The following is a 21,352-nucleotide window of genomic DNA, read 5'->3' as shown; positions in this document are numbered from 1 at the left end:
AAAACGGCTACGAGTGTGCGGCAGCCCATTTCTTCTTTAGCTTTTCTTTCAGGTTTCCTGCGACTGGTCCGGTTTCAGAATCTGCTGATTCTGGTACTGACGCAGTTGCTGGCGCGCATTTTCCTGATTGGTCCCCGTTCCAACTGGCCCTACCTGCTGCTCGAACCTGACATCTGGCTCCTGGCTATCTCGACGGCCTGTATTGCGGCCGCCGGGTACATCATCAACGATTATTTCGACATCAAGATAGACCTGATCAACAAACCTGACCGGGTTATTATCGGACGTTACCTGAAGCGCCGGGTAGCCATGGGGACGCACCAGATTCTGAGTGTGGTCGGCTGTCTAATCGGCTTATACATGAGCAAATGGGTGTTTGTAACCGATGTACTGGCCGTCTCGCTGCTGTGGTCTTATTCGGCCTGGCTGAAGCGCCAGCCGTTCATCGGTAATCTGGTCGTGTCATTACTTACGGCGCTGTCATTGATTATTCTGGCCGTATATTATCGGCAGCAGGCCGACATGCTCCTGATCTACGCCCTGTTCTCGTTTGGCATTTCGCTCGTTCGGGAAATTATCAAAGACATGCAGGACATTCGGGGCGACGCTCGGTTTGGCTGCCGGACACTACCTATTGTCTGGGGTCCCCGACGCACCAAATACCTGTTGTACGTATTACTCGGGGCTTTCATCGTCAGTCTTTTCCTCATTGCCGATATGCTGGGCAATTTTCGGCTCGGCTGGATTTTCGTCCTGCTGCTTATTCCGCTGGGCTGGCTGACGTATCGGCTGGTTGGCGCTGATACCCGACGCGATTTTGGCTATCTCAGTAATCTGTGTAAGCTAATTATGCTGCTGGGCATCGTCAGCATGGCGTGGGCTTAACTTTATATCCGTTCCCTCAAGCGTTTATAGTAGCTAAGTACTTGGTTTTTACCTTTGTTTTCCTGTAAAACCTTGTCATCGTCACTATGAAATTCCTGCTTGTTTCGCTGTTTTTTAGTATTGCCACCATGTTAGCAAGCCGGGCACAGGACTGCCTGGGTATTTCTCTCAAACAGGGCTCTGGATTCGAGATGCTTAATTATAATGCCAAAGACAAACCGATTGGCAAGGTAAAGTATCAGGTTACCAGCGTCAGCAAAGAAAATGGGGCAACAATAGTCAATATACAGGCGCAGATGGAAGACGACAAAGGCAAACAACAACCGCCCTATACGATAAAGTACACCTGTACCGGCAACGAGCTTATTGCTGATATGTCGGGCCTGTTTCAGTCGATGCAGCAAAGCAATCTGAAAAATTCAGAAATGAAGCTCAAAGCGAATCAACTGGTTTACCCCGGTAAACTGAGTCCTGGTCAGAAACTGGCTGACGGAACGATGGAAGCCGAAATGACGACCAATGGCAGTATGACCATGACCATGGTCATGAACATAACAAACCGGCTGGTCGACGGCAAAGAATCCATTACTACCCCGGCCGGTACGTTTGATGCGTATAAAGTCACGTCGGATATGAACACAGAAAGCCGAATCATGGGAATGCCAATCCGCGCGACGATGAAAACAGTGAGCTACCGGGCGAACAATCAGATTTTCGACGTCAAGACTGAGACCTACAACAAGAGCGGTAAGTTGATGGGATACAGTGTCTTGAGCAAAGTCATGTGAGCAGGGCAGGCGGTTCAGACGAACAAAAACGAATTTTTCGCAACTTAGTTGCAAAAAACCGGGTTAGGAGTGGATACAAATACTGGCTGCATCGTATTTTTGTACCACTGTATGAAAACTGATCTTCTGTCCCGCAAAGCTGATTACATCGGCATCACTGGCTCGGTGTTGTGCATTATCCACTGCCTGATCACACCTGTTTTACTGATGTCCACCGCCTTAATGAAGCACGACGAGCTTCGTTTTGGTTATCTCAGTCTGGATTATGTGTTCATTGTTGTCAACATCGTTGCTGTCTATTCGGCCACGCGTCATCATGCGTCGCCGGTGATCAAGCGGGCGTTGTGGGGTTTTCTGACGCTGTTTGCCGTAGCGATTATTCTGGAAGACGCGAACGAAATGTTTGAATACCTTGGCTATGCGGCATCGGCTGGATTGGTTGTTACGCACCTGATCAACATCCGGCAGCATCGTCTGCAACACGCGCATTAATTACGGGCGAAACGCTCTGTTATTCAAGAACGTATCATCGGTCAGCGTACGCAGAAAAGCAATGATATCCTGTTGATCCTGCTGGGTCAGAGCAAAGCCTGGCTTTCCATTTGTTTTCAGGAGTGGGTCCAGCGACGGGTTGTCGGCAACGCCGGTTGCGTAGTGATTCAGTACGGCTTCGAGCGTAGCAAAACGCCCGTCGTGCATGTAAGGCAGCGTAACGGCAATATTTCGCAGGCTTGGGACCCGGAATTTGTTCTTGTCCGACTCGATCAGCGTAATGCCGTACCGCCCCAGATCGGGTTTGGCAGCATTTGGATTAGGGAGCAGGCCGTTATTCCGGTAACTCTGATCAGTAAACAGCTCCCCGGTATGGCAACCCGCGCAGTTCGCCTTAAACAGAGCCAGTCCATTCAGCTCCTGGCTGGTCATCTCTCCGCCCGATTCTTTCCGAACGTATTTGTCGTATTTCGAATTGGCCGACACCAGTGTCAGCAGAAACTGCGACAGGGCTTTCAGAAAACGTTCCTGCGTTACGTCGGTTGAGCCAAACGCTTTATAAAACAGCGACGAATACTTACTGCTGTTCTGCACTTTCGCCAGCACATGCGTCAGCGTATCGCCCATTTCGACCGGATTCTGAACCGGCGAAATTGGCAATAGGTCCAGGTCATGAATGCCGCCATCCCAAAAGAATGCTTTACTCCACGCTACGTTCTGAATATTCAGGCCATTTCGCGGACCAAGCTGGTCGTTGATACCGTGGCTCAACACGTGGTCGGTATGCGCGAAGGCAGCTTCGGGAATGTGGCAGAAGGCGCAAGTGATCGTGCCATTCTGCGAAAGCAACCCATCATTGAACAGCGTTTTGCCCAGAGCCACGCCTTCATAGGTCAGTGGATTTTTCGTGAAATCGTAAACAGGGTCAGGGAAATTAGCGGGTTTCTGCCAGGGATAAGGCGTAGTCTGGTATGTTGGCGTAGTCGTAGGCGGCTCAGGCGTCGGCTCAACTGGATCGACCGTCGTTTTACCCGACTGGCAGGCCACGACCAGCGCGAACAGACCAACGCTACACCCCAAACCGATACGCTGCCAGAGTTGCATAACTAGTTGATCTGTGGGACGTACTGAAACATACCGGCGTAGTTCGTAGCAATGGTTGCCGAGAAGGGGGAAACCATCACCGTCGAATTCTGAGCAATACGCACTGGTGTTGTTCCTCCAAATACCTTTTGTATATCGGCTTTAATCCCGATCCGCGTAGTCTGTCCTTCCCGAACCGAGGGTTGCATAGCATCGAAGGGTACTGTTACGGTGCGCAGATTATTCAAGGTCCGGGTATCGTAACCGCCAAACAGCCCTACATGGTATTGGAACCGGCGCGCCCCCGTTGGGTCGATTGGCGCCTGGGGCGAAGTACCTTCAAGCTTAAAGAAAATATAACCCGAATTCCAATCCCAGTACATTCCCCCGTTCATGCCACCTGCGGGAGCCAGCACACCCGTCCGCCGACTTATGTCCATCGTGCTTCGCAGACTATCAACGCCAAGTACGTACGACATACTGACGTAATTGCCGGTCGGTACGTCTTTCAGGGTAATCGTTTGTGAGGCCGGTTCAGCCTCGCGAATCAGGAAATAGCTGCTGTCCTGCGGCACGATGTATTCGGTACCGTTGGCCTGCCGGAGCCGGATATTGCTCACAAAATAATTCAGTAGGGAAACCGAAAATTGCTCCCCAGCGGCATTTTGGTACGTACCGGTACCAAGCTGAAGATCCTGATTACCAACTACATTATCGAAGGCAATCGTCAGTGACCCCGTCCTGGGAATGGTGGGCGGCTCGTCGGGTTGACAGGCAATGATAACAATAGTCAGGCAACCCAAAAGACAAATTGCTGTAAACAATAAGGAACGCATAAGCCAGACGAATCGATACAGACTTGCCGCTTACGCTGATTCCCAGTAGCAGTCGGCACTCCTATAACGAACAAAACAGACTGGTATTTTCAACCAGTCCGCCGAGTTTTTACCGGTTTCACCGGGGTTCATTCCTGTCTGTACCGATCAAACAAAATAATGAGTGCCGCGCCCCCACCACTCACCAGTGCGATAAATAGCCAGATAATGCCATTGGTTGCACTGAACGGTCTTTGCAAGAACTCGTAGACCAGCCCGACGAAAGCACTCACGAAAATTCCGATCAGGCCAACAAAAATAAACAGAATAACCGATGGCAGACGACGAAACATGGTCAGTCTTTATAGTTGCTTCAGATAGGACAGGCTTTGAGGTACCTGTTGTTCGGCGGCCGGGCTTTCGTCTTCGATATACAGATGGTCGACCGCTGCTTTTTGGGCCGCTTTCAGAATAGCAGGCATATCCAGTTGACCCGTCCCAAGTGCTACCGAGTTTTCAGCGGCCAGTTTGCCTTCATCGTTCCCTGCTACGCCCTTGCGTACGTCTTTCAGGTGCATGAGCCGGAACCGCTTGGGGTATTTATTCAGCAGAGTAACCGGGTTTTGTCCGGGCAGATACGTCCAGGCAATATCCATTTCGAAGCTCACGTATTCCGGGTTGGTCTGCTTGGCGAGCAGGTCGAATAACGTACCGCCTTCATACGGTTGAAATTCGTAACCGTGATTATGGTAGCAGAACGTTAATCCCTGTTCCTTCGCCAGCTTACCGAATTTATTAAAATCAGTCGCCGTTTGCTGAATTAGTTCGGGAGTAGCTTTTCCCTGATGAGGAATCCAGGCAACCCGTACGTACTGCGCACCCAGCGTTTTAGCCCGTTGCAGTACCGAATCCGGCTGCTCGTTAATCAGCTTATAATCGATGCCGTAGCTGCTGCATTTAATACCCCGCTCGTTGAGCAACGCACGCATTTCAGCCGCTGTTTTCCCAAACAGGTTTGACAACTCCAGGTCGGTGATCCCCATAGCTTTGATCTTATCCAGCGTACCGGGTACATCTTTACCGAAGCTATCCCGCAGCGTGTAGGATACAATGCCAGGTGTTTTGCGAACAGTTTTCCCAAAGGGTTGCGCCTGCGTAGTCGAAACAATAGCTGCGCACAGAATCAGCACTTTTATAATACCTGATTTCATAGTGTAGGTTAGTTACATGAACTACATTGCCGGTGTTGCCCAACAGGAAACGGCACAACGCGCAGTTTTGTACAAACGTAAGGAAGCAGCGTCAGCGTTTCTACTGTATCTAATACATTCGTTGGGAGTTATTAACCAATACAGTCTACGATTTTCCAATACGTTTTGTGAGCCTATTTCTCGGCTGCCAACTGCTTAATTGTAGTCACCTCGTCTTTGCTATACGCAGAGCCATCGGGCCGGAAAATATCGTGGAACCAGACCTTCGGCTCCTTGCCGCTGGGAATCGGCGTATCCCAGGCAAAAATGGTATTTGTTTTGCCCTTTACCAGCCCCCAGTTGATAGCACCAACTTTGTATTTTTTAAAGACTGGCAAACAGTCCTGAAACGTACTCCCCTTGGGCCGGGCCATGTATTCGGTGCAGATGAGCGGCCGCCCGAATCGCTTTTGCAGATCCCTGATCTGCTCTTCCAGTTTGGAAGCTATTTCGTAATTATGAAAGGTGATGATATCTGACTTCTGGAAAATCAGCTGATTGGACGGGACATGATCATTCCACCAGCCAACCGTAATTGGCTGATTCGGCCGTACGGCGTGCGCCCACTGAAATGTTGCTGTCAACAGGGGTATTACGCCATCATTATAACCCCGGTTGCTGGGCTCGTTGTACAAATCCCAGATCAGTACGCGCTGATCGTTCGTGAATGTTGCCAGAATATCAGTTGTGTATTGCTCCAGAACGGGCCATGTGCGGGCATCAAAAACACGATCAGAGCCAGGCCCCCGAACCCAGCCAGAATTGTGTACCCCAGGTAAAGGCGCTGGCTGTTCACCTAATCTGGGATTATCATTCCAGCAGGAATCGAACAAGACAAAAATGATCTTGATATGATGTTTGTCGGCAATTACCAGAAACTCATTCATGCGTTTTTTCAAACCTGCTGCGTCCTGTTCCCACAGCAGGTTATGCAGAAAAACCCGCATTACGTTCATACCGATTCCTTCCGCATAGCCTAGCTCCCGATCAATGGTTTCCGGATCGAACGTATCAGCCTGCCACATTTCCAGTTGGTTAATGGCCGTACTCGGAATGAAGTTAGCACCTACTAAAAAAGGTTGTTTATCGTACCAGCTGTTCGCTTTTCGGACGGTCCAGCGTTGGGCTGTTGCCGAACTTAACAGACTGATTAATAGGATTAATACAACAATACTACGCTGAGCAATACTAGGCACCCTACTTGTCATAATGTTTGGATAAAAGCTTCTTAACGACTCTACACATAGGGACATTATCAGAAGAAGTGTTATAAGGACCGGCAATTTACCTTCGGCTACATCTAAGCAACTTGGACCATCTGACAAAAATTGTCTTTTTCGACTCAGCGGTCATTACCGTTTATACAGTTTTTCGGATCGGTTAAATCTAAACCAAAGTATTTCCGCGTAAGTCAGCCCGTTGATCGATCACACAAAAAGTACAAGCAGTCATAGTTTACACTACTTAAGAAGTAACAAAATGAAAGCGTTAAACGTAACATTTGCTCTGATTTTAGGACTGGCCGTGAGCCAGGTTTCATTTGCCCAGGAAAAAACCGTTACGGTTGGTGGCGCCCCCATGTACCCCTCGAAAAACATCATTGAGAATGCGGTGAATTCGAAGGATCACACCACACTAGTAGCAGCTGTAAAAGCCGCTGACCTGGTTGAAACCCTGTCGAGCCCCGGCCCATTCACGGTTTTCGCGCCAACGAATAAAGCGTTCGACAAACTGCCTAAAGGCACGGTTGAAACGCTGGTGAAACCAGAAAACAAGGAAACGCTGACGGGTATTCTGACCTACCACGTAGTACCAGGCAAACTCAGCGCCGAGGATCTGATGAAGCAGATTCAGGATGGTGGTGGCAAGGCTATGCTGAAAACAGCAGCTGGTGGTACGCTGACTGCCATGAAAAAAGGCAAGAAAATCGAACTGATGGACGCGAAAGGTGGTACCGCTACGGTAACTATTCCGGACGTATTCCAGTCGAATGGCGTTATTCACGTAATTGACACGGTTTTGATGCCGTAACAAAAAGTTATTCTAAAAGAAAAGCCTCTTGGTCGTCAGGAGGCTTTTCTTTTGATTTATCTGTTCGGCACTGTTCTACGCATCATAGTTCAGCACCGGCGCCAGCCATCGCTCGACGTCTTCGACGGGCATATTTTTCCTCTGGGCGTATTCGTGAACCTGGTCTTTGTTGATTTTACCCACGGCGAAATACCGGGATTCGGGGTGCGCGAAATAAAACCCACTCACTGACGAAGCCGGATACATCGCGTAACTTTCTGTCAGTTCGATGTCCGCTTTGCCGGCATCGAGCAGATCAAACAGAATACCTTTTTCGGTATGATCCGGGCAGGCCGGATAGCCCGGTGCGGGCCGAATTCCCTGGTAGTCTTCCTTAATAAGCTGGTCGTTGCTCAGTTGCTCATTGGCAGCATAGGGCCAAAACTCCGTCCGGACGCGTTCGTGCATCCGTTCGGCAAAGGCTTCGGCCAGTCGGTCGGCAATGGCTTTCAGCATGATGCTGTTGTAGTCGTCATGGTCACGCTCGTAAGCTTCCAGCAGTGGCTCGATACCGATACCGGTCGTTACGGCAAAGCCGCCAATGTAATCTTCCCGACCACTTTCCAGTGGAGCAATAAAATCCGACAGGCTGTAGTTGGGCAAGCCCGGCGCTTTCTGATTCTGCTGGCGCAGAAAGTGAAGCACCGTTTTTGTGTCGTACACCAGCTCACCGGCCGTGGCTACGTTAGCCGCCGTTTTCGCTAGGTTACCACGCGAAATTTTGTACTCAATATGCTGCTGGGAACCGTGCCGCTCGTCGGAAACGGGTAATACGTTTTCTTCGTATTCATGCAGCAATACGTCGTCATCAACCGAGTTGGCGGGGTAGAAGCCAACAACAGCCTTTGCCTTCAGCAATTTTTTATCAACAACTTCTTTCAGCAGGCGATTGGCATCGTCGAACAGTTGTTTCGCTTCCTGACCAACAACGGCATCGTTGAAAATTGCCGGGTATTTACCGGTCAATTGCCAGGTCTGGAAGAAAGGGGTCCAGTCGATGTAATCAACCAGTTCGGCCATCGGGTAGTCGTCGAAATAGCGATTCCCCAGGAAAGCAGGCTTGGTTGGTTCGAAGGTCGTCCAATCGATTGGCGTACGGTTCTCCCGTGCTTTGCCAATCGGTAACGACGCTTTGTCCTGCCGACGCCGGGCGTGGTCGTCACGCAGTTTGCTGTATTCCGCTTTTATATCCGTAAAAATCTTGTCGCGGGTACTTTCGGTTTCGCTGACAAGCCGTCCAGCCACGGGTACGCTTCGGCTGGCATCCAGTACGTGAACAACCGGCCCCGAGTAGTGCGGATCAATCTTCACGGCGGTATGCATACGTGAGGTCGTGGCTCCACCAATCAACAGGGGCAGCTTGAATCCTTGCCGTTCCATTTCCTTGGCGACACCCACCATTTCGTCGAGCGACGGTGTAATGAGGCCGCTCAGCCCAATAATATCAACGTTCTGTTTACGGGCCTCTTCCAGAATTTTCTGGGTTGGCACCATAACGCCCAGGTCAATAATTTCATAGTTGTTACAGCCCAGCACGACACCAACGATGTTCTTACCAATGTCGTGAACGTCGCCCTTCACCGTTGCCAGCAGGATTTTGCCGGCCGACGAAGACTCACCACCCGATTTTTCGGCTTCAATAAAGGGAGTCAGGTAGGCTACAGCTTTCTTCATCACCCGCGCCGATTTAACTACCTGTGGCAGAAACATTTTTCCTTCGCCAAACAGGTCACCCACGACGTTCATGCCGTCCATCAGTGGTCCTTCGATAACGTGCAGCGGTCGCTCAACCTGTTGCCGGATTTCTTCGACATCCTGATCAATGTAGTCGGTAATGCCTTTCACCAGCGCGTGTTTGAGCCGCTCACGAACGGGCTGTTCGCGCCAGCTATTATCCTGCACTACCGTTTTGCCTTTGGCTTTCACCGTTTCGGCAAACTCCACGAGCCGTTCGGTTGAATCGTCCCGGCGGTTGAGCAGTACGTCCTCGCAACGTTCCAGCAGGTCTTTGGGGATATTGTCGTACACTTCCAGCTGCCCGGCGTTTACGATACCCATGTCCATACCCGCCCGGATGGCATGATAGAGAAAGGCCGAGTGCATGGCTTCGCGCACAACATCGTTACCCCGGAAGGAGAACGAAATGTTCGACACCCCACCGCTCACTTTGGCCAGTGGCAGGTTTTCCTTAATCCAGCGTGTCGCGTTGATAAAATCGACGGCGTAGTTGTTATGCTCCTCGATACCCGTCGCAACGGTCAGGATGTTGGGATCGAAAATGATGTCCTGTGGGGCAAAATCGACTTTGTCGACCAGGATGCGGTACGCCCGTTCGCAGATTTCAATCCGGCGTTCGTAGGAATCGGCCTGACCGCTTTCGTCAAACGCCATGACCACCGCAGCAGCACCATAACGTTTCACCAATTTGGCCCGCTCGATGAAGGCTTCTTCACCTTCTTTCAGCGAAATCGAGTTGACGATGGCTTTTCCCTGCACACATTTCAGCCCCGCTTCGATCACTTCCCATTTCGAGGAATCGACCATGATGGGAACACGGGCAATGTCCGGCTCCGACGCAATCAGGTTCAGAAAGGTCGTCATAGCCTCTACCGAGTCCAGCATCCCTTCGTCCATGTTAACGTCGATCACCTGCGCTCCGCCCTCAACCTGACCCCGGGCAATACTCAGGGCTTCGTCGTAGTTCCCTTCTTTTATCAGTCGGGCAAACTTCTTCGAGCCCGTTACATTCGTGCGTTCGCCGACGTTCAGGAAGTTGGTCTGTTCGGTAATTTTCAACGGTTCCAGCCCGCTCAGTTTCTGATACGGTTCGGGCTCGGGAAGCTGGCGGGGTGGATATTTGGCCGCAACAGCCGCAATGGCCCGGATGTGGCTGGGCGTGGACCCACAGCAGCCACCAACAATGTTGATGAAACTGTTGCTGATGAAATCTTCTACCTGTTTCGCCATCATTTCCGGCGTCTCGTCGTATTCGCCAAACTCGTTCGGCAGACCCGCATTCGGGTAGGCCGACGTGAAGAAGGGCGATTCTTTCGCCAGCGTCTGCACGTATGGCCGCATGGGCTCAGCTCCTAAGGCGCAGTTCAAACCCACACTTAGTAGTGGCAGGTGCGAGACAGAATACAGGAATGCTTCGGTTGTCTGGCCGGAAAGTGTTCGTCCGCTGGCGTCGGTAATGGTCCCCGAGACCATAATGGGCAGCGACGTCGTTCCCTTGTCAGCAAAATACTTGTCGATGGCGAACAGAGCCGCTTTCGCGTTCAGCGTGTCAAAAATTGTTTCGACCAGCAGCAAATCGGCTCCCCCATCAACCAGGCCGCTTACCTGTTCGTAATAAGCGCCGACCAGTTCGTCGAACGTAACGGCCCGGTAGGCAGGGTTATTAACATCAGGCGAGAGCGAAGCTGTACGGTTCGTAGGTCCCATAGCCCCCGCTACGTAACGGGGCCGGTCGGGGTTTTCCTGCGTAACCGCGTCAGCTTCGAGTTTGGCAATTCGCGCCGACTCGTAGTTCAGTTCATAAACCAACGATTCCATGCGGTAATCGGCCATGGCGATGGTGGTCCCGCTGAACGTATTCGTTTCAATGATGTCGGCCCCCGCGTCCAGATATTGCCGGTGGATTTCCCGGATGACCGCTGGTTTGGTCAGAGACAAAAGATCATTGTTACCTTTCAGATCGTGCGGCCAATCCGCAAAACGCTCACCGCGGTAGTCATCCTCGGTAAGGTTGTATTGCTGGATCATGGAACCCATGGCGCCATCCAGCACCAGGATTCGTTCCCGGAGAAGTTCGTGTATAGTTTTCAAGGTAACTGTTGTTGGTGTATTACTTTAGTAAAGCAGGGTAAAAATACGTCCTGAAACCCTCATGCTCAAAAATCCGTTACTTTTGCCAGTAAGAGAACGAGCAAAAAGACGAATGAGTGACGAATAAACTACTCAAGTTCATCAACGTATACCGGGCTTACGCCCGACTCACAGGCAAGGCGGGTTACAAATTTTTTCGCTTTGCTCCGCTCTTTCCTGATTTCACACGTTCACTATCTCAGATGAAACTAGCAGCTATCGATATCGGTTCCAACGCAGCTCGGCTACAGATTTCAACAGTGCTCCACAACGATGATGTGGTTAGCTTTAAAAAAGTGGAGTACGTCCGGTTTCCACTTCGGCTCGGCCACGATGTTTTTAATTACGGCAAATTAACGCCCGAAAGTGAAGCCCGTACGGCCAAGCTTATGCAGGTCTATAAGCTCCTGATGGAATTGCACGAGGTGGAGGCTTATATGGCCTGCGCTACGTCGGCCATGCGCGAAGCCGAAAATGGCCCCGAAATTGCCAAACGCATCGAGGCATCGACGGGCGTGAAAATTCACATTATCGATGGCCAGAAGGAAGCCGAACTGATCAACGACGTCGTGGTGCAGGCGCTGGACGACCGGCAGTTTCTGCACATTGATGTGGGCGGAGGCAGCACCGAGCTGAACCTGTATATCAACCGCGAGAAGGTCAACTCCAAATCGTTCAAGATCGGCTCCGTCCGGCTGCTCGAAGGAAAGGAGACCAAAGGCGCCTGGCGGAAAATTGAGGACTGGGTGGAGGATAACGTCGATACATCGCGGGAGGTCATCGCCGTTGGTACCGGTGGTAACATCAGTAAACTGTTCAACCTGGCGTCGAAAACGTCGGACACGGAAACAAGCATCGACGAGATCGAACGGATACGTCATTACATTGCCGGTTACAGCCAGGAAGATCGCATCAACAAACTCCGCCTGAACGCCGACCGGGCCGACGTGATCATTCCTGCCGCCGATATCTATATTTCAGTAATGAAATGGGCGGGAGCCAAACAGATCATCGTGCCAGATCTGGGACTTAAGGACGGGATTATGCAGTTGGTTTACTCGCAGTTACAGAAGAAAAAGCGCGTGTAATTTCCCCTTATCCGCTCGATACGTCATTGTCACAATACACCATCGAACGACACACAAGCCCTGACGTAACGCCAGGGCTTCCTTTTTATCAGGCTGGGTTCTTTTTCAATGAACCAGTGCATCTCCGTCAGCAATATTCTGGGCCTTACTATCTGATGCTGGTTGTCAATCAGGCGACCCAGCAGATTGTGGCCCGGTGTGCTTTTTTTATCAAGAATGAAAAGGCCATAAGCCCCGGTGCGGCCCCGTTTGGCTCGGTTGAATTTGACGAATATCTCCCGGATGATGTCCTGGAAGTGTTCGTTAACCAGCTTTTTACCGAAGCAAAGCTGGCTGGCTGCCGGATGTTGACACTCGTTCATTACCCACGCTGTTACGCCCCCAGCCAGACCGATCGACTACTAACTCTGTTGCAGGCATCAGGTTGTTCATTAATCAAATCGCATCCGACGTTCTATCTTCCTATTACCAACCGATCTTTTGCTCAAGACATTACAGCTTCAGAACGTCGTCGCCTGCGAAAATGCCGGCGGGGGAATTTCCAGTTTGCGCACTGGCAACAATACGACTCAGCCATTGTCATCAACTTCCTGCTCGATACGTATGCTCAGCTTAGCTACCAGCTCAGTCTCCCACCGGAGCAGCTACTTCATCTGCTCGCTACGTTCCCCGATCAGTTTTTGGTTTTCACCCTGCGCGACGACGCCCAACTGATTGCCCTGACCATAACCGTTCGCGTTCGGCACGACATCCTGTATAATTTCCTGCCGGCATCGCTCCCGGCTTATCATGCCTTCAGCCCCATGGTTATGCTGCTGGACGGCGTGTATGCGTATTGTCAACGCGAAACGATTTCATTGCTGGACCTGGGTATGGCCCTCGACAGCACCCACCAGCCCAAAGCCAGCCTGGCCCGGTTCAAACAAAACCTGGGGGCAAAGGAGTCGCCCAAATACGTTTTCAGGAAAGCCCTTTAGGCCTGAAAACCAATCGATACGAGCCTGCCGTTTTTTTTCGTTCTTTTGTAGAAAAAAGGCCGCCCCGTTCGGTGGCCGATTCCATGCTGGAAACAGGTTTCAATTCTCTAAATAGATTTCTGAGCGAGCTGATTACCTCGCTGTTGTCGCTCATCAAAGCCGCTCTCCGAAGTCCTCATGCTACCCGGCTTCCGGTGCGGAAGGATGGTGTTTGCTCGGTGCTGGGTAATGGTCCTTCGCTGGCCGACTCGCTACGCGATCACCTGGATTTCATTCGCCAGACCGATATTGTGTGCGTCAATAACTTCGCGCACGCCGACGTCTTTATTCAGCTACAGCCCCAGCACTACGTCATTTCCGACCCGAACTATTTTGTTTTTACCGAGCAGACGACCGACCGCGAAGACATTCGCCGGACGCTGATGGTGTTCAGCGAGCAGGTTACCTGGCCCATGACGCTTTACGTACCGCATTTCGCGAAACAGTCGTACCTGCTCAGTCAAATCAGCCGGAACCCAAACATTAGGGTCGTCCATTTCAACTATACCGTTGTCAGTGGCTTCCGCTGGCTCACGTACTGGCTCTACGAAAAAGGGCTGGGCATGCCCCGCGCTCAGACAGTAATTGTTGCCGCGCTGACGCTGATGATCAATCAGCAGTTCCGGAAAATATACCTTTTCGGTGCCGATACGTCCTGGCACGAGCAGATCCGGCTGAACGAACAGAATCAGCTGCTGATCAAACAGATCCATTTCTACGACAAGCCCAAAGACGTCACGCACCAGCCCGTTTATTCCGACGCACAGCGGCAGCGCACGTTTTCGATGGCGGCCCAGTTTTTATCCTTACACAAAGTATTTCGTGGCTACGAAGTTCTGCGCGATTATGCCGATCATCGGGGCGTAACGATCCTGAACGCCAGCGCCAAAAGTTACATCGACGCGTTTGACCGGGCGACACCGGCCACGCTCACTACATCCAAAACTGGCTTTATCACAAGCCATTCATGACCAATAGATTATGCTTGATTTAACCGATAAATCGATTCTGATTACGGGCGGTACCGGCTCGTTTGGCAAGAAGTTCGTTGAAATGGTCTACCAGCGTTACCCCAACCTGAAACGCTTGGTCATTTATTCCCGCGACGAACTGAAGCAGTTTGAAATGGCGCAGTACTATCCGCAGTCGACCTACAAGTCCATTCGCTTTTTCATCGGCGACGTACGTGATGCCGAGCGATTGAAACGGGCCTGTGAAGGGATAGATATTATCATCCACGCGGCTGCGCTGAAGCAGGTTCCGGCGGCCGAGTACAACCCGATGGAGTGCATCAAAACCAACGTGTTCGGTGCCGAGAACGTGATCAATGCAGCTATGGACAACGGCGTTAAGCGCGTAGTGGCCCTCTCGACGGACAAAGCTGCGGCTCCCATCAACCTCTACGGGGCCACTAAATTGTGCTCTGATAAGCTCTTCGTAGCAGCCAATAACATGAAAGGCAGCCGCGATCTGCGGTTTTCGGTTGTGCGTTACGGTAACGTGATCGGTTCGCGGGGGTCGGTCGTGCCGTTCTTCCTGGAAAAGCGGAAAGACGGCATTCTACCTATCACCCACCCCGACATGACGCGCTTCAACATCTCACTGGAAGAAGGCGTTGAGATGGTACTGTACGCACTCGAACACGCCTGGGGCGGTGAGATTTACGTGCCCAAAATTCCATCATACCGCATCACCGACGTAGCCACGGCCATCGGTCCCGACTGCGAGCAGAAACTGGTGGGCATCCGGCCGGGCGAGAAATTACACGAAGAGATGATCACCGAAACCGACTCGCTGAACACCATCGAAACGGCCAGTTATTACGTCATCACGCCATCGACACCCACCTGGAGCATGGATGATTACATCAAGGCGTTCGATGGAAAGCAGGTAGACATGGGCTTCAAATATAATTCCGGCACTAACACCGACTGGCTTACGGTCGACGAATTACGGGATCAGGTTCGGGAACACGTTGACCCTACATTTACGATATAAAGAATTCATAGACTTCACGAGTTGGCTTTGGTAAAGCTCAATTCTGGAGCGTAAAATTATAAATCAAGATAATTTGTTTAGCTCAAACTAAACCCTCATGGCTATATTTACAGTTCGCAAAGTAGATGCTGTTCAAGCAAAACAGGAACTAGATGAACTGGAAATTGATGGGATAGGCCAGTTGACGGCTTTTGAGCAAACATTAGAAGAAACTGACAAACGCTCTTTTAGTGAATTCAGGACGTTGATCACGTACATGAATTACGTGAGCGACGGCAAATCGTTGCCTAACACGAAGTTTAGGGACGTGACTCCGGATGGCGAACGGGTAAAAGAATACGAGTTCAAATCGAAGCATCTGCGCATTTACGCTATAAAAAAAGAAGGCGGAAAGCTGATAATCTTGTGTGGCTTTAAAACAACGCAGAAATCAGACTTCAGACGGTTTCGTTCGCTGAAGCAACAATATCTTAACTCGATAGGGTCATGACACGGGATCAGCTTATTCAAAGTCGCGAATATTGGATCGCAAAAATTCAGCTTGATTTATTCAATCAAATTGAAAAGTATATGGGTGAAAATAATTTATCCCGTACACAACTAGCGGAGAAGCTTGGGGTTACCAAAGGATACGTATCTCAAATACTCAACGGTGACTTTGATCACAAAATCAGCAAATTAGTCGATCTTTCATTGGCGATTGGGAAGGGTCCAGATATTCAGTATACAGACCTCCACAATGATAATTCTGAAGAAACCATTACTTCTGACACAGTAGGGCCTCACCGTCCCTTCAAAGCCATTATTGCTGGAGATCAACTTCAATCCTTATCCTATACAAACGACTCAAGTGAGACTACTCTTAATTCGAAGCGACAGATAGCCTAACTCGTTTTATGGAAAAACACATCAACCTGCGGATAGAATCTATTAGAGACGTAGATTTTTACATTCAGTCAAACTATGAAATAAGCCCTACGCAATTAGGGATTCGTGTCGAGGAGAAAGATATGGTTGCTGATGGTGACACAAAAACAGTTACCCTGACAACAGTCGTTGAATTTGTACATGCCTACGAGACAGATAATGCTAATACTGTTCTTAGATATACAAACGAGACTTCCTTTTTTGTTGATAACTTCTCTGAGATTTTCAGGTTTGAAAGCGAGAAATACATTTTCGAGAAAAGCCTACTATCCTTTCTTTTCAACATCATAGTTCCAACTATTCGGGGAATCTTGGTTACAAAGACTACAGGTACAGGTTTAGCGAAGTGCTATTTACCGATCATTGATTCAAACCAAATAGTACTTAACAGTTTGACTAGTGCAAGAAAATAAGCCCATTCCTTACGGCCGCCAGCACATTACGGAAGAGGACATTGCTGCGGTGGCCGACGTACTGCGCGGTCCTTACCTGACGCAGGGACCGCATATCGCTCAGTTTGAAACGGCGTTTGCGCACTATGTAGGCAGTCAGTATGCTATAGCTGTGGCTAATGGTACGGCCGCGCTGCATCTGTGCTGCCTGGCACTGGGCGTAGCTGCTGGTACGCGGGTCATTACGTCGCCTATTACGTTCTCGGCCTCGGCCAACTGCGTCCGGTACTGCGGTGGCGAGGTTCACTTTGCTGACATCGACCCGGAAACGGCGTTGCTGGACGTTAACGCGGTTCGGGCGTTGCTGGAGAAACACCCGAAGGGCTATTTTTCGGGTATCATTCCGGTTGACTTTGCCGGTTATCCGGTCGATATGGCCGCTTTTCGAGAGCTAGCCGACGAGTATGGGCTATGGCTGCTGGAAGACAGCTGCCACGCGCCGGGTGCTTCCTTTACGGACGCAGCCGGAACAGTGCACCGCTGTGGCGATAGTTCGCTGGCTGACCTGGCGATTTTTAGCTTTCACCCTGTTAAGCACATTGCGGCAGGCGAAGGGGGCATGATTACTACCAACGACGAAAATTTATACAATCACCTGCTCCGACTCCGGACACACGGCATCACCAACAAACCCGGCGACTTTACCGAGCTATACCCCGGCGAACCCGAACGTGGTGGCTGGTATATGCAGATGCAGGAACTGGGCTACAACTACCGGCTGACCGATTTCCAGGCCGCGCTGGGCAACAGTCAGCTTCAACGGGCCGACGAGATGCTGGATCAGCGGCAGGCACTGGCAAAACGGTACGACGAAGCCTTTGCCGAGGCAAACGTAACGATCATTGTGCCGCCTGCGGGTGTTGGTCATGCCTATCACCTGTACGTTATTCAGGTAGCTGACCGGAAAGGTTTGTACGACTTCTTGCGGTCCCGTAACATCATGGCGCAGGTACACTACATTCCCGTTCATCTGATGCCGTACTACCGGGAGCAGGGCTGGCAGCCAGGTGACTTTCCCAAGGCGGAACAGTATTATGCGCAATGTCTAAGCCTGCCCCTGTTTCCGACGCTGACGCGCGATGAACAGGATTATGTCATTGCGTCGGTGAACGAGTTTATCGGCCAATGAACAACGTAGCGGTCATTACAGCGCGGGGCGGCAGCAAACGGATTCCCCGCAAGAACATCCGGCCATTTCTGGGTAAACCCATCATGGCTTACGGCATTGAAGCCGCGCTGGCGTCCGGTTTGTTTGACGACGTAATGGTCTCGACGGATGACGCCGAAATTGCCGATATAGCGCGGCAGTACGGGGCGTCGGTTCCGTTTATGCGTTCGGTTGAAACGGCTGATGATTACTCGTCAACGATTGACGTAATTCTGGAAGTGGTCGATGCGTACGAGGGTCTTGGCAAGACATTTCAGTCGCTGTGCTGCATTTACCCCACCGCTCCGTTCGTTAGTCAAGCACTGCTTACCGAAACCTATTCAGTACTTAAGAACAAGCAGGTCGATATCGTTTATCCGGTTCAGCCGTTTTCGTTTCCCATTCAACGGGCGTTTAAACTGAAAGACGATCTGCTGTCCTGGGCTCAGCCCGACTCATTTCTGCTCCGGTCGCAGGACCTGGAACCCATGTACCATGATGCCGGTCAGTTGTACTGGTTTAACGTAGCGCGGCTTCAGCAGGAGCGGCAACTGGCGGGTTTGACGGCGGGTGGCGTTGTGATCGACGAAATGCACGCGCACGACATCGATACGGAAACCGACTGGAAAGTCGCCGAATTCAAGTATCGCCTGCTGCATAACCTGATCCCCAATGACTGACAAGCGCATCGTTTTTCGCGCTGACGGTAACGCGCGAATTGGCTTAGGCCACGTAATGCGTTGTACCGCCATTGCCGAAATGGTTGGTACCGGCCGGACGCTGACGTTCGCCATTCAGCAGCCAACGCCCGCGGTCCGGGACTTACTACACCGATTCGACCTTATTGTTCTTCCCGAAACGACCGACTACCAGGCCGACGCGGCTCTGTTTGCCAGTCAGCTAACCAGCAGGGATGTAGTTGTACTCGACGGCTACTCATTTCAGGCTGCTTATCAGCGAGCCATTAAGCAAACAGGTAGTACGTTGGTGGCTGTTGACGATCTGGCAGCCTGGCATCAGTATGCCGACGTTGTCATCAATCACGGCGGTATGGCTACTCGGGAAGTCTACCAGGCAGAACCATATACCCAGTTTTTGCTTGGAACAGACTACGCACTACTCCGAAAACCAATTCTGGAGGCCGCTACCCATCGGTCCGGAGCGTCGGTTAGCCATTTTCGCCCGAAGACAATACTCGTCAATCTGGGCGGGGCCGATCCGGACAACTGCAGCCTGCGCGTTGTCAATAGCCTGCTGACGCAAGCGGCCATCGACGAGATTCATGTCATCCTGGGAGCAGCAAATCCACACAGAGCGAGCTTTGAGTCGTTACGTCAGCAGGGCGTTCGACTACTTGTCAATCTTTCCCCGCAGCAGATGGTTGACAGCATTCGGGCGTGCGATCTGGCGGTAGTTTCCTGTAGTACGGTTTCGTACGAGGTGGCCACCGTTGGGCGTCCGTTCGTGGGAATTATTACGGCTGATAATCAGATAGGTCTTCGCGACTTTTATAACGAGCAGCAAATTGCCTTACGGGTGCTGGAGAAAGATTTTGCCCCCGCCGATTTGACATCGGTATTGCAAATTTCGCCTTCCGAGGTCAACCAGAGTTTGACGAACCAGGCTCGCTTTTTCGATGGGCAGTCGGGCAAACGTATTGGTACACTTTTCGAAACACTGGCTGCCAGCTAGATATAACTCTTTACGACAATGGACATTAGTTTGATTCCTCTTACCAGCGACGATATTGAACTGGTACGTACCTGGCGTAACTCGCCCGAGGTGGCCCAGTACATGTACACCAGTAATGAGATTACAGCCGAGCAACAGGCGGCCTGGTTTGCCCAAGTTGAACACGACCCAACGTCCCGATACTGGGTCATTGAATACAATGATCAAAAGATTGGTCTGGCTTCGTTAACCGGTATTAGTAAGACGCTAAGCAGCTGTTACTGGGCTTTTTATCTAGGCGACACCAATATTCGCGGGGCAGGCCTTGGTGCCAAGATTGAATTTAACGTACTGGAATACGTCTTTAACGAATTGAAACTCAATAAACTTCGCTGCGAAGTACTGACGTTCAACGATAAAGTGATTGCCATGCACGAAAAGTTTGGTTTCCGGCGGGAAGCGTATTACCGGCAACACGTCAAAAAAGATGGCACCTGGCACGATGTGGTTGGCCTAGCGCTGCTCAAGCAAGAGTGGGACGTCTATCGCCCTAGTATGAAAAGCAAAATATACCGTGGCGAACTCCCCGCAGGAAGCTAAGTGGGGGACTAAACGGAACAGGTTGCTGTTCCAATTAGTAGATAGCCGTCTTAAGCGCTAATTTTGTCTTTTCTATTGGATGGTTTCTGCTTTCATGAACGATAGTAACGTTAGAGATCACTTACTCGGTGCCCGGCCTTTCGTCATTGCCGAAATGTCGGGAAATCACAATCAGTCGCTCGAACGGGCGCTGGAAATCGTGGATGCCGTCGCCGATGCGGGCGCCCACGCCCTCAAGCTGCAAACCTATACCCCGGATACAATAACGTTCAACGGCGCAGCCGAAGAGTTTTACATCCGCGACGCCAAGTCGCTCTGGGCCGACAAAAACTTATACAAACTCTACGCCGAAGCGTATACGCCCTGGGAGTGGCACAAGCCCATTTTTGACCACGCCCAAAAGCGGGGCATGGTGGCGTTCAGCTCGCCTTTCGACACGACGGCCGTTGACTTTCTGGAGTCGCTCGACGTACCCTTTTACAAAATTGCGTCCTTCGAAAACACGGATCATATCCTCCTCAAAAAGGTGGCCCAAACGGGGAAACCTGTCATCATGAGTACGGGCGTGTCCTCGGTTGCGGATCTGGACGAGTCGGTGAAGGTGCTGCGCGAACACGGTTGTAAAGACCTGATCCTGCTCAAATGCACCAGTACGTACCCGGCTACGCCCGAGACAACAAACCTGCTCACCATTCCACACATGCGGCAGCTGTTCGACGTACCGGTTGGTTTGTCTGATCATACGATGGGAATCGGTGCCGCCGTGGCAGCCGTGGCGCTGGGCGCTGTCGTCATCGAAAAGCACGTTACGTTACGGCGAGCCGATGGGGGTGTCGATTCCGCTTTCTCGCTGGAACCGGACGAGTTGAAGAGCCTCGTTATCGAAACCGAGCGTGCCTATCTGGCAATGGGACAAGTCAATTATACGCTGACACCCAAGGAATGCAACAGCCTCCAATTCAAGCGGTCGCTCTACGTTGTTAAGGACGTAAAAGCCGGGGAAGCCTTCACCGCCGAGAATGTGCGCAGCATCCGCCCCGCCAACGGTTTGCACACGCGCTACTACGACGACATCCTTGGCAAAACAGCCACCACTGACATCCAGGCCGGCACGGCGCTGGGGTGGAATTTAATTGCGAATGAGTGAATGAGCGAATGAGCGAATAGCTGGCGCAAGCTTCTTTAGCCGGACGGCTATTCACT

The 21,352-nt window shown here is 51.2% G+C and carries 22 protein-coding genes; 16 read left to right on the top strand and 6 right to left on the bottom strand.

What is annotated here, in order from left to right; translation table 11 throughout:
- Nucleotides 1-15 precede the first annotated feature (15 nt).
- The 3 genes from HU175_RS06350 (at nucleotide 16) to HU175_RS06340 (ending at nucleotide 2,165) form a co-directional block, all read left to right on the top strand.
- A complete protein-coding gene (locus HU175_RS06350) occupies nucleotides 16-885 on the top strand; it encodes a geranylgeranylglycerol-phosphate geranylgeranyltransferase (protein ID WP_176565787.1) in 870 nt (289 codons plus the stop codon).
- A gap of 86 nt (nucleotides 886-971) precedes the next feature.
- Nucleotides 972-1,673: a hypothetical protein gene (locus HU175_RS06345; protein WP_176565786.1), complete on the top strand. Its 702-nt coding sequence runs from the start codon at nucleotides 972-974 to the stop codon at nucleotides 1,671-1,673.
- Between the two features lie 111 nt (nucleotides 1,674-1,784).
- Nucleotides 1,785-2,165, top strand: a complete 381-nt coding sequence (locus HU175_RS06340) for a MerC domain-containing protein (protein ID WP_176565785.1) — start codon at nucleotides 1,785-1,787, stop codon at nucleotides 2,163-2,165.
- Here HU175_RS06340 and HU175_RS06335 read toward each other — a convergent pair whose 3' ends face one another.
- The 5 genes from HU175_RS06335 to HU175_RS06315 all read right to left on the bottom strand — a co-directional run bounded on the left by HU175_RS06335 (nucleotide 2,166) and on the right by HU175_RS06315 (nucleotide 6,521).
- Complete coding sequence (locus HU175_RS06335) at nucleotides 2,166-3,269, bottom strand: cytochrome-c peroxidase (RefSeq protein ID WP_176565784.1); 1,104 nt, start codon at nucleotides 3,267-3,269, stop codon at nucleotides 2,166-2,168. It lies immediately after the preceding gene.
- Between the two features lie 2 nt (nucleotides 3,270-3,271).
- A complete protein-coding gene (locus tag HU175_RS06330) occupies nucleotides 3,272-4,084 on the bottom strand; it encodes an MbnP family protein (RefSeq protein WP_176565783.1) in 813 nt (270 codons plus the stop codon).
- 128 nt (nucleotides 4,085-4,212) lie between these two features.
- The gene (locus tag HU175_RS06325; RefSeq protein WP_176565782.1) at nucleotides 4,213-4,416 is read right to left on the bottom strand and encodes a hypothetical protein; all 204 of its coding nucleotides are present in this window, start codon (nucleotides 4,414-4,416) and stop codon (nucleotides 4,213-4,215) included.
- 9 nt (nucleotides 4,417-4,425) lie between these two features.
- Nucleotides 4,426-5,274 (bottom strand): sugar phosphate isomerase/epimerase family protein, encoded by an 849-nt coding sequence (locus HU175_RS06320; protein WP_176565781.1) that lies wholly within the window; start codon nucleotides 5,272-5,274, stop codon nucleotides 4,426-4,428.
- Between the two features lie 173 nt (nucleotides 5,275-5,447).
- Nucleotides 5,448-6,521: a cellulase family glycosylhydrolase gene (locus tag HU175_RS06315; RefSeq protein WP_176565780.1), complete on the bottom strand. Its 1,074-nt coding sequence runs from the start codon at nucleotides 6,519-6,521 to the stop codon at nucleotides 5,448-5,450.
- A 271-nt stretch (nucleotides 6,522-6,792) separates the two neighbouring features.
- Here HU175_RS06315 and HU175_RS06310 point away from each other — a divergent pair, with 271 nt between their 5' ends.
- Nucleotides 6,793-7,344 (top strand): fasciclin domain-containing protein, encoded by a 552-nt coding sequence (locus HU175_RS06310; protein ID WP_176565779.1) that lies wholly within the window; start codon nucleotides 6,793-6,795, stop codon nucleotides 7,342-7,344.
- Between the two features lie 75 nt (nucleotides 7,345-7,419).
- On the opposite strand, the gene metH is transcribed toward HU175_RS06310, so the two are convergent.
- A complete protein-coding gene (metH, locus tag HU175_RS06305) occupies nucleotides 7,420-11,211 on the bottom strand; it encodes a methionine synthase (RefSeq protein WP_176565778.1) in 3,792 nt (1,263 codons plus the stop codon).
- Between the two features lie 242 nt (nucleotides 11,212-11,453).
- On the opposite strand from metH, the gene HU175_RS06300 reads away from it, so the two are divergent.
- From HU175_RS06300 to pseI, 12 genes are all read left to right on the top strand, one after another.
- Entirely contained in the window at nucleotides 11,454-12,338 is an 885-nt protein-coding gene (locus tag HU175_RS06300) for a Ppx/GppA phosphatase family protein (RefSeq protein ID WP_176565777.1), read from the top strand.
- Between the two features lie 26 nt (nucleotides 12,339-12,364).
- Complete coding sequence (locus tag HU175_RS06295; protein WP_228724341.1) at nucleotides 12,365-13,315, top strand: GNAT family N-acetyltransferase; 951 nt, start codon at nucleotides 12,365-12,367, stop codon at nucleotides 13,313-13,315.
- An 83-nt stretch (nucleotides 13,316-13,398) separates the two neighbouring features.
- The gene (locus HU175_RS06290) at nucleotides 13,399-14,325 is read left to right on the top strand and encodes a hypothetical protein (RefSeq protein ID WP_176565776.1); all 927 of its coding nucleotides are present in this window, start codon (nucleotides 13,399-13,401) and stop codon (nucleotides 14,323-14,325) included.
- A 10-nt stretch (nucleotides 14,326-14,335) separates the two neighbouring features.
- Nucleotides 14,336-15,352: a UDP-N-acetylglucosamine 4,6-dehydratase (inverting) gene (gene pseB, locus HU175_RS06285; protein ID WP_176565775.1), complete on the top strand. Its 1,017-nt coding sequence runs from the start codon at nucleotides 14,336-14,338 to the stop codon at nucleotides 15,350-15,352.
- A gap of 97 nt (nucleotides 15,353-15,449) precedes the next feature.
- Nucleotides 15,450-15,842 carry a hypothetical protein gene (locus tag HU175_RS06280; protein ID WP_176565774.1) on the top strand — a complete coding sequence of 131 codons (393 nt, stop codon included), beginning with the start codon at nucleotides 15,450-15,452 and terminating at the stop codon, nucleotides 15,840-15,842.
- Entirely contained in the window at nucleotides 15,839-16,240 is a 402-nt protein-coding gene (locus HU175_RS06275; protein ID WP_176565773.1) for a helix-turn-helix domain-containing protein, read from the top strand. Before HU175_RS06280 ends, HU175_RS06275 begins: the two co-directional genes overlap by 4 nt.
- 8 nt (nucleotides 16,241-16,248) lie before the next feature.
- Nucleotides 16,249-16,692, top strand: a complete 444-nt coding sequence (locus HU175_RS06270; protein ID WP_176565772.1) for a hypothetical protein — start codon at nucleotides 16,249-16,251, stop codon at nucleotides 16,690-16,692.
- The gene (gene pseC / locus HU175_RS06265) at nucleotides 16,679-17,860 is read left to right on the top strand and encodes a UDP-4-amino-4,6-dideoxy-N-acetyl-beta-L-altrosamine transaminase (protein WP_176565771.1); all 1,182 of its coding nucleotides are present in this window, start codon (nucleotides 16,679-16,681) and stop codon (nucleotides 17,858-17,860) included. The genes HU175_RS06270 and pseC overlap by 14 nt, the downstream gene beginning before the upstream one ends.
- Nucleotides 17,857-18,558 carry a pseudaminic acid cytidylyltransferase gene (gene pseF / locus HU175_RS06260; protein ID WP_176565770.1) on the top strand — a complete coding sequence of 234 codons (702 nt, stop codon included), beginning with the start codon at nucleotides 17,857-17,859 and terminating at the stop codon, nucleotides 18,556-18,558. Before pseC ends, pseF begins: the two co-directional genes overlap by 4 nt.
- Nucleotides 18,551-19,570: a UDP-2,4-diacetamido-2,4,6-trideoxy-beta-L-altropyranose hydrolase gene (gene pseG, locus HU175_RS06255; protein ID WP_176565769.1), complete on the top strand. Its 1,020-nt coding sequence runs from the start codon at nucleotides 18,551-18,553 to the stop codon at nucleotides 19,568-19,570. The genes pseF and pseG overlap by 8 nt, the downstream gene beginning before the upstream one ends.
- 18 nt (nucleotides 19,571-19,588) lie before the next feature.
- Nucleotides 19,589-20,149, top strand: a complete 561-nt coding sequence (gene pseH, locus HU175_RS06250) for a UDP-4-amino-4,6-dideoxy-N-acetyl-beta-L-altrosamine N-acetyltransferase (RefSeq protein WP_176565768.1) — start codon at nucleotides 19,589-19,591, stop codon at nucleotides 20,147-20,149.
- Nucleotides 20,150-20,243: 94 nt separating this feature from the next.
- Nucleotides 20,244-21,296: a pseudaminic acid synthase gene (gene pseI, locus HU175_RS06245; RefSeq protein WP_176565767.1), complete on the top strand. Its 1,053-nt coding sequence runs from the start codon at nucleotides 20,244-20,246 to the stop codon at nucleotides 21,294-21,296.
- The last annotated feature ends 56 nt before the right edge of the window (nucleotides 21,297-21,352 follow it).

The sequence above is a fragment of the Spirosoma sp. KUDC1026 genome, from assembly GCF_013375035.1.
GTDB lineage: Bacteria > Bacteroidota > Bacteroidia > Cytophagales > Spirosomataceae > Spirosoma.
The sequence above is the reverse complement of the archived record's forward strand: the minus strand, read 5'-3'. Positions and strand labels throughout refer to the sequence as shown.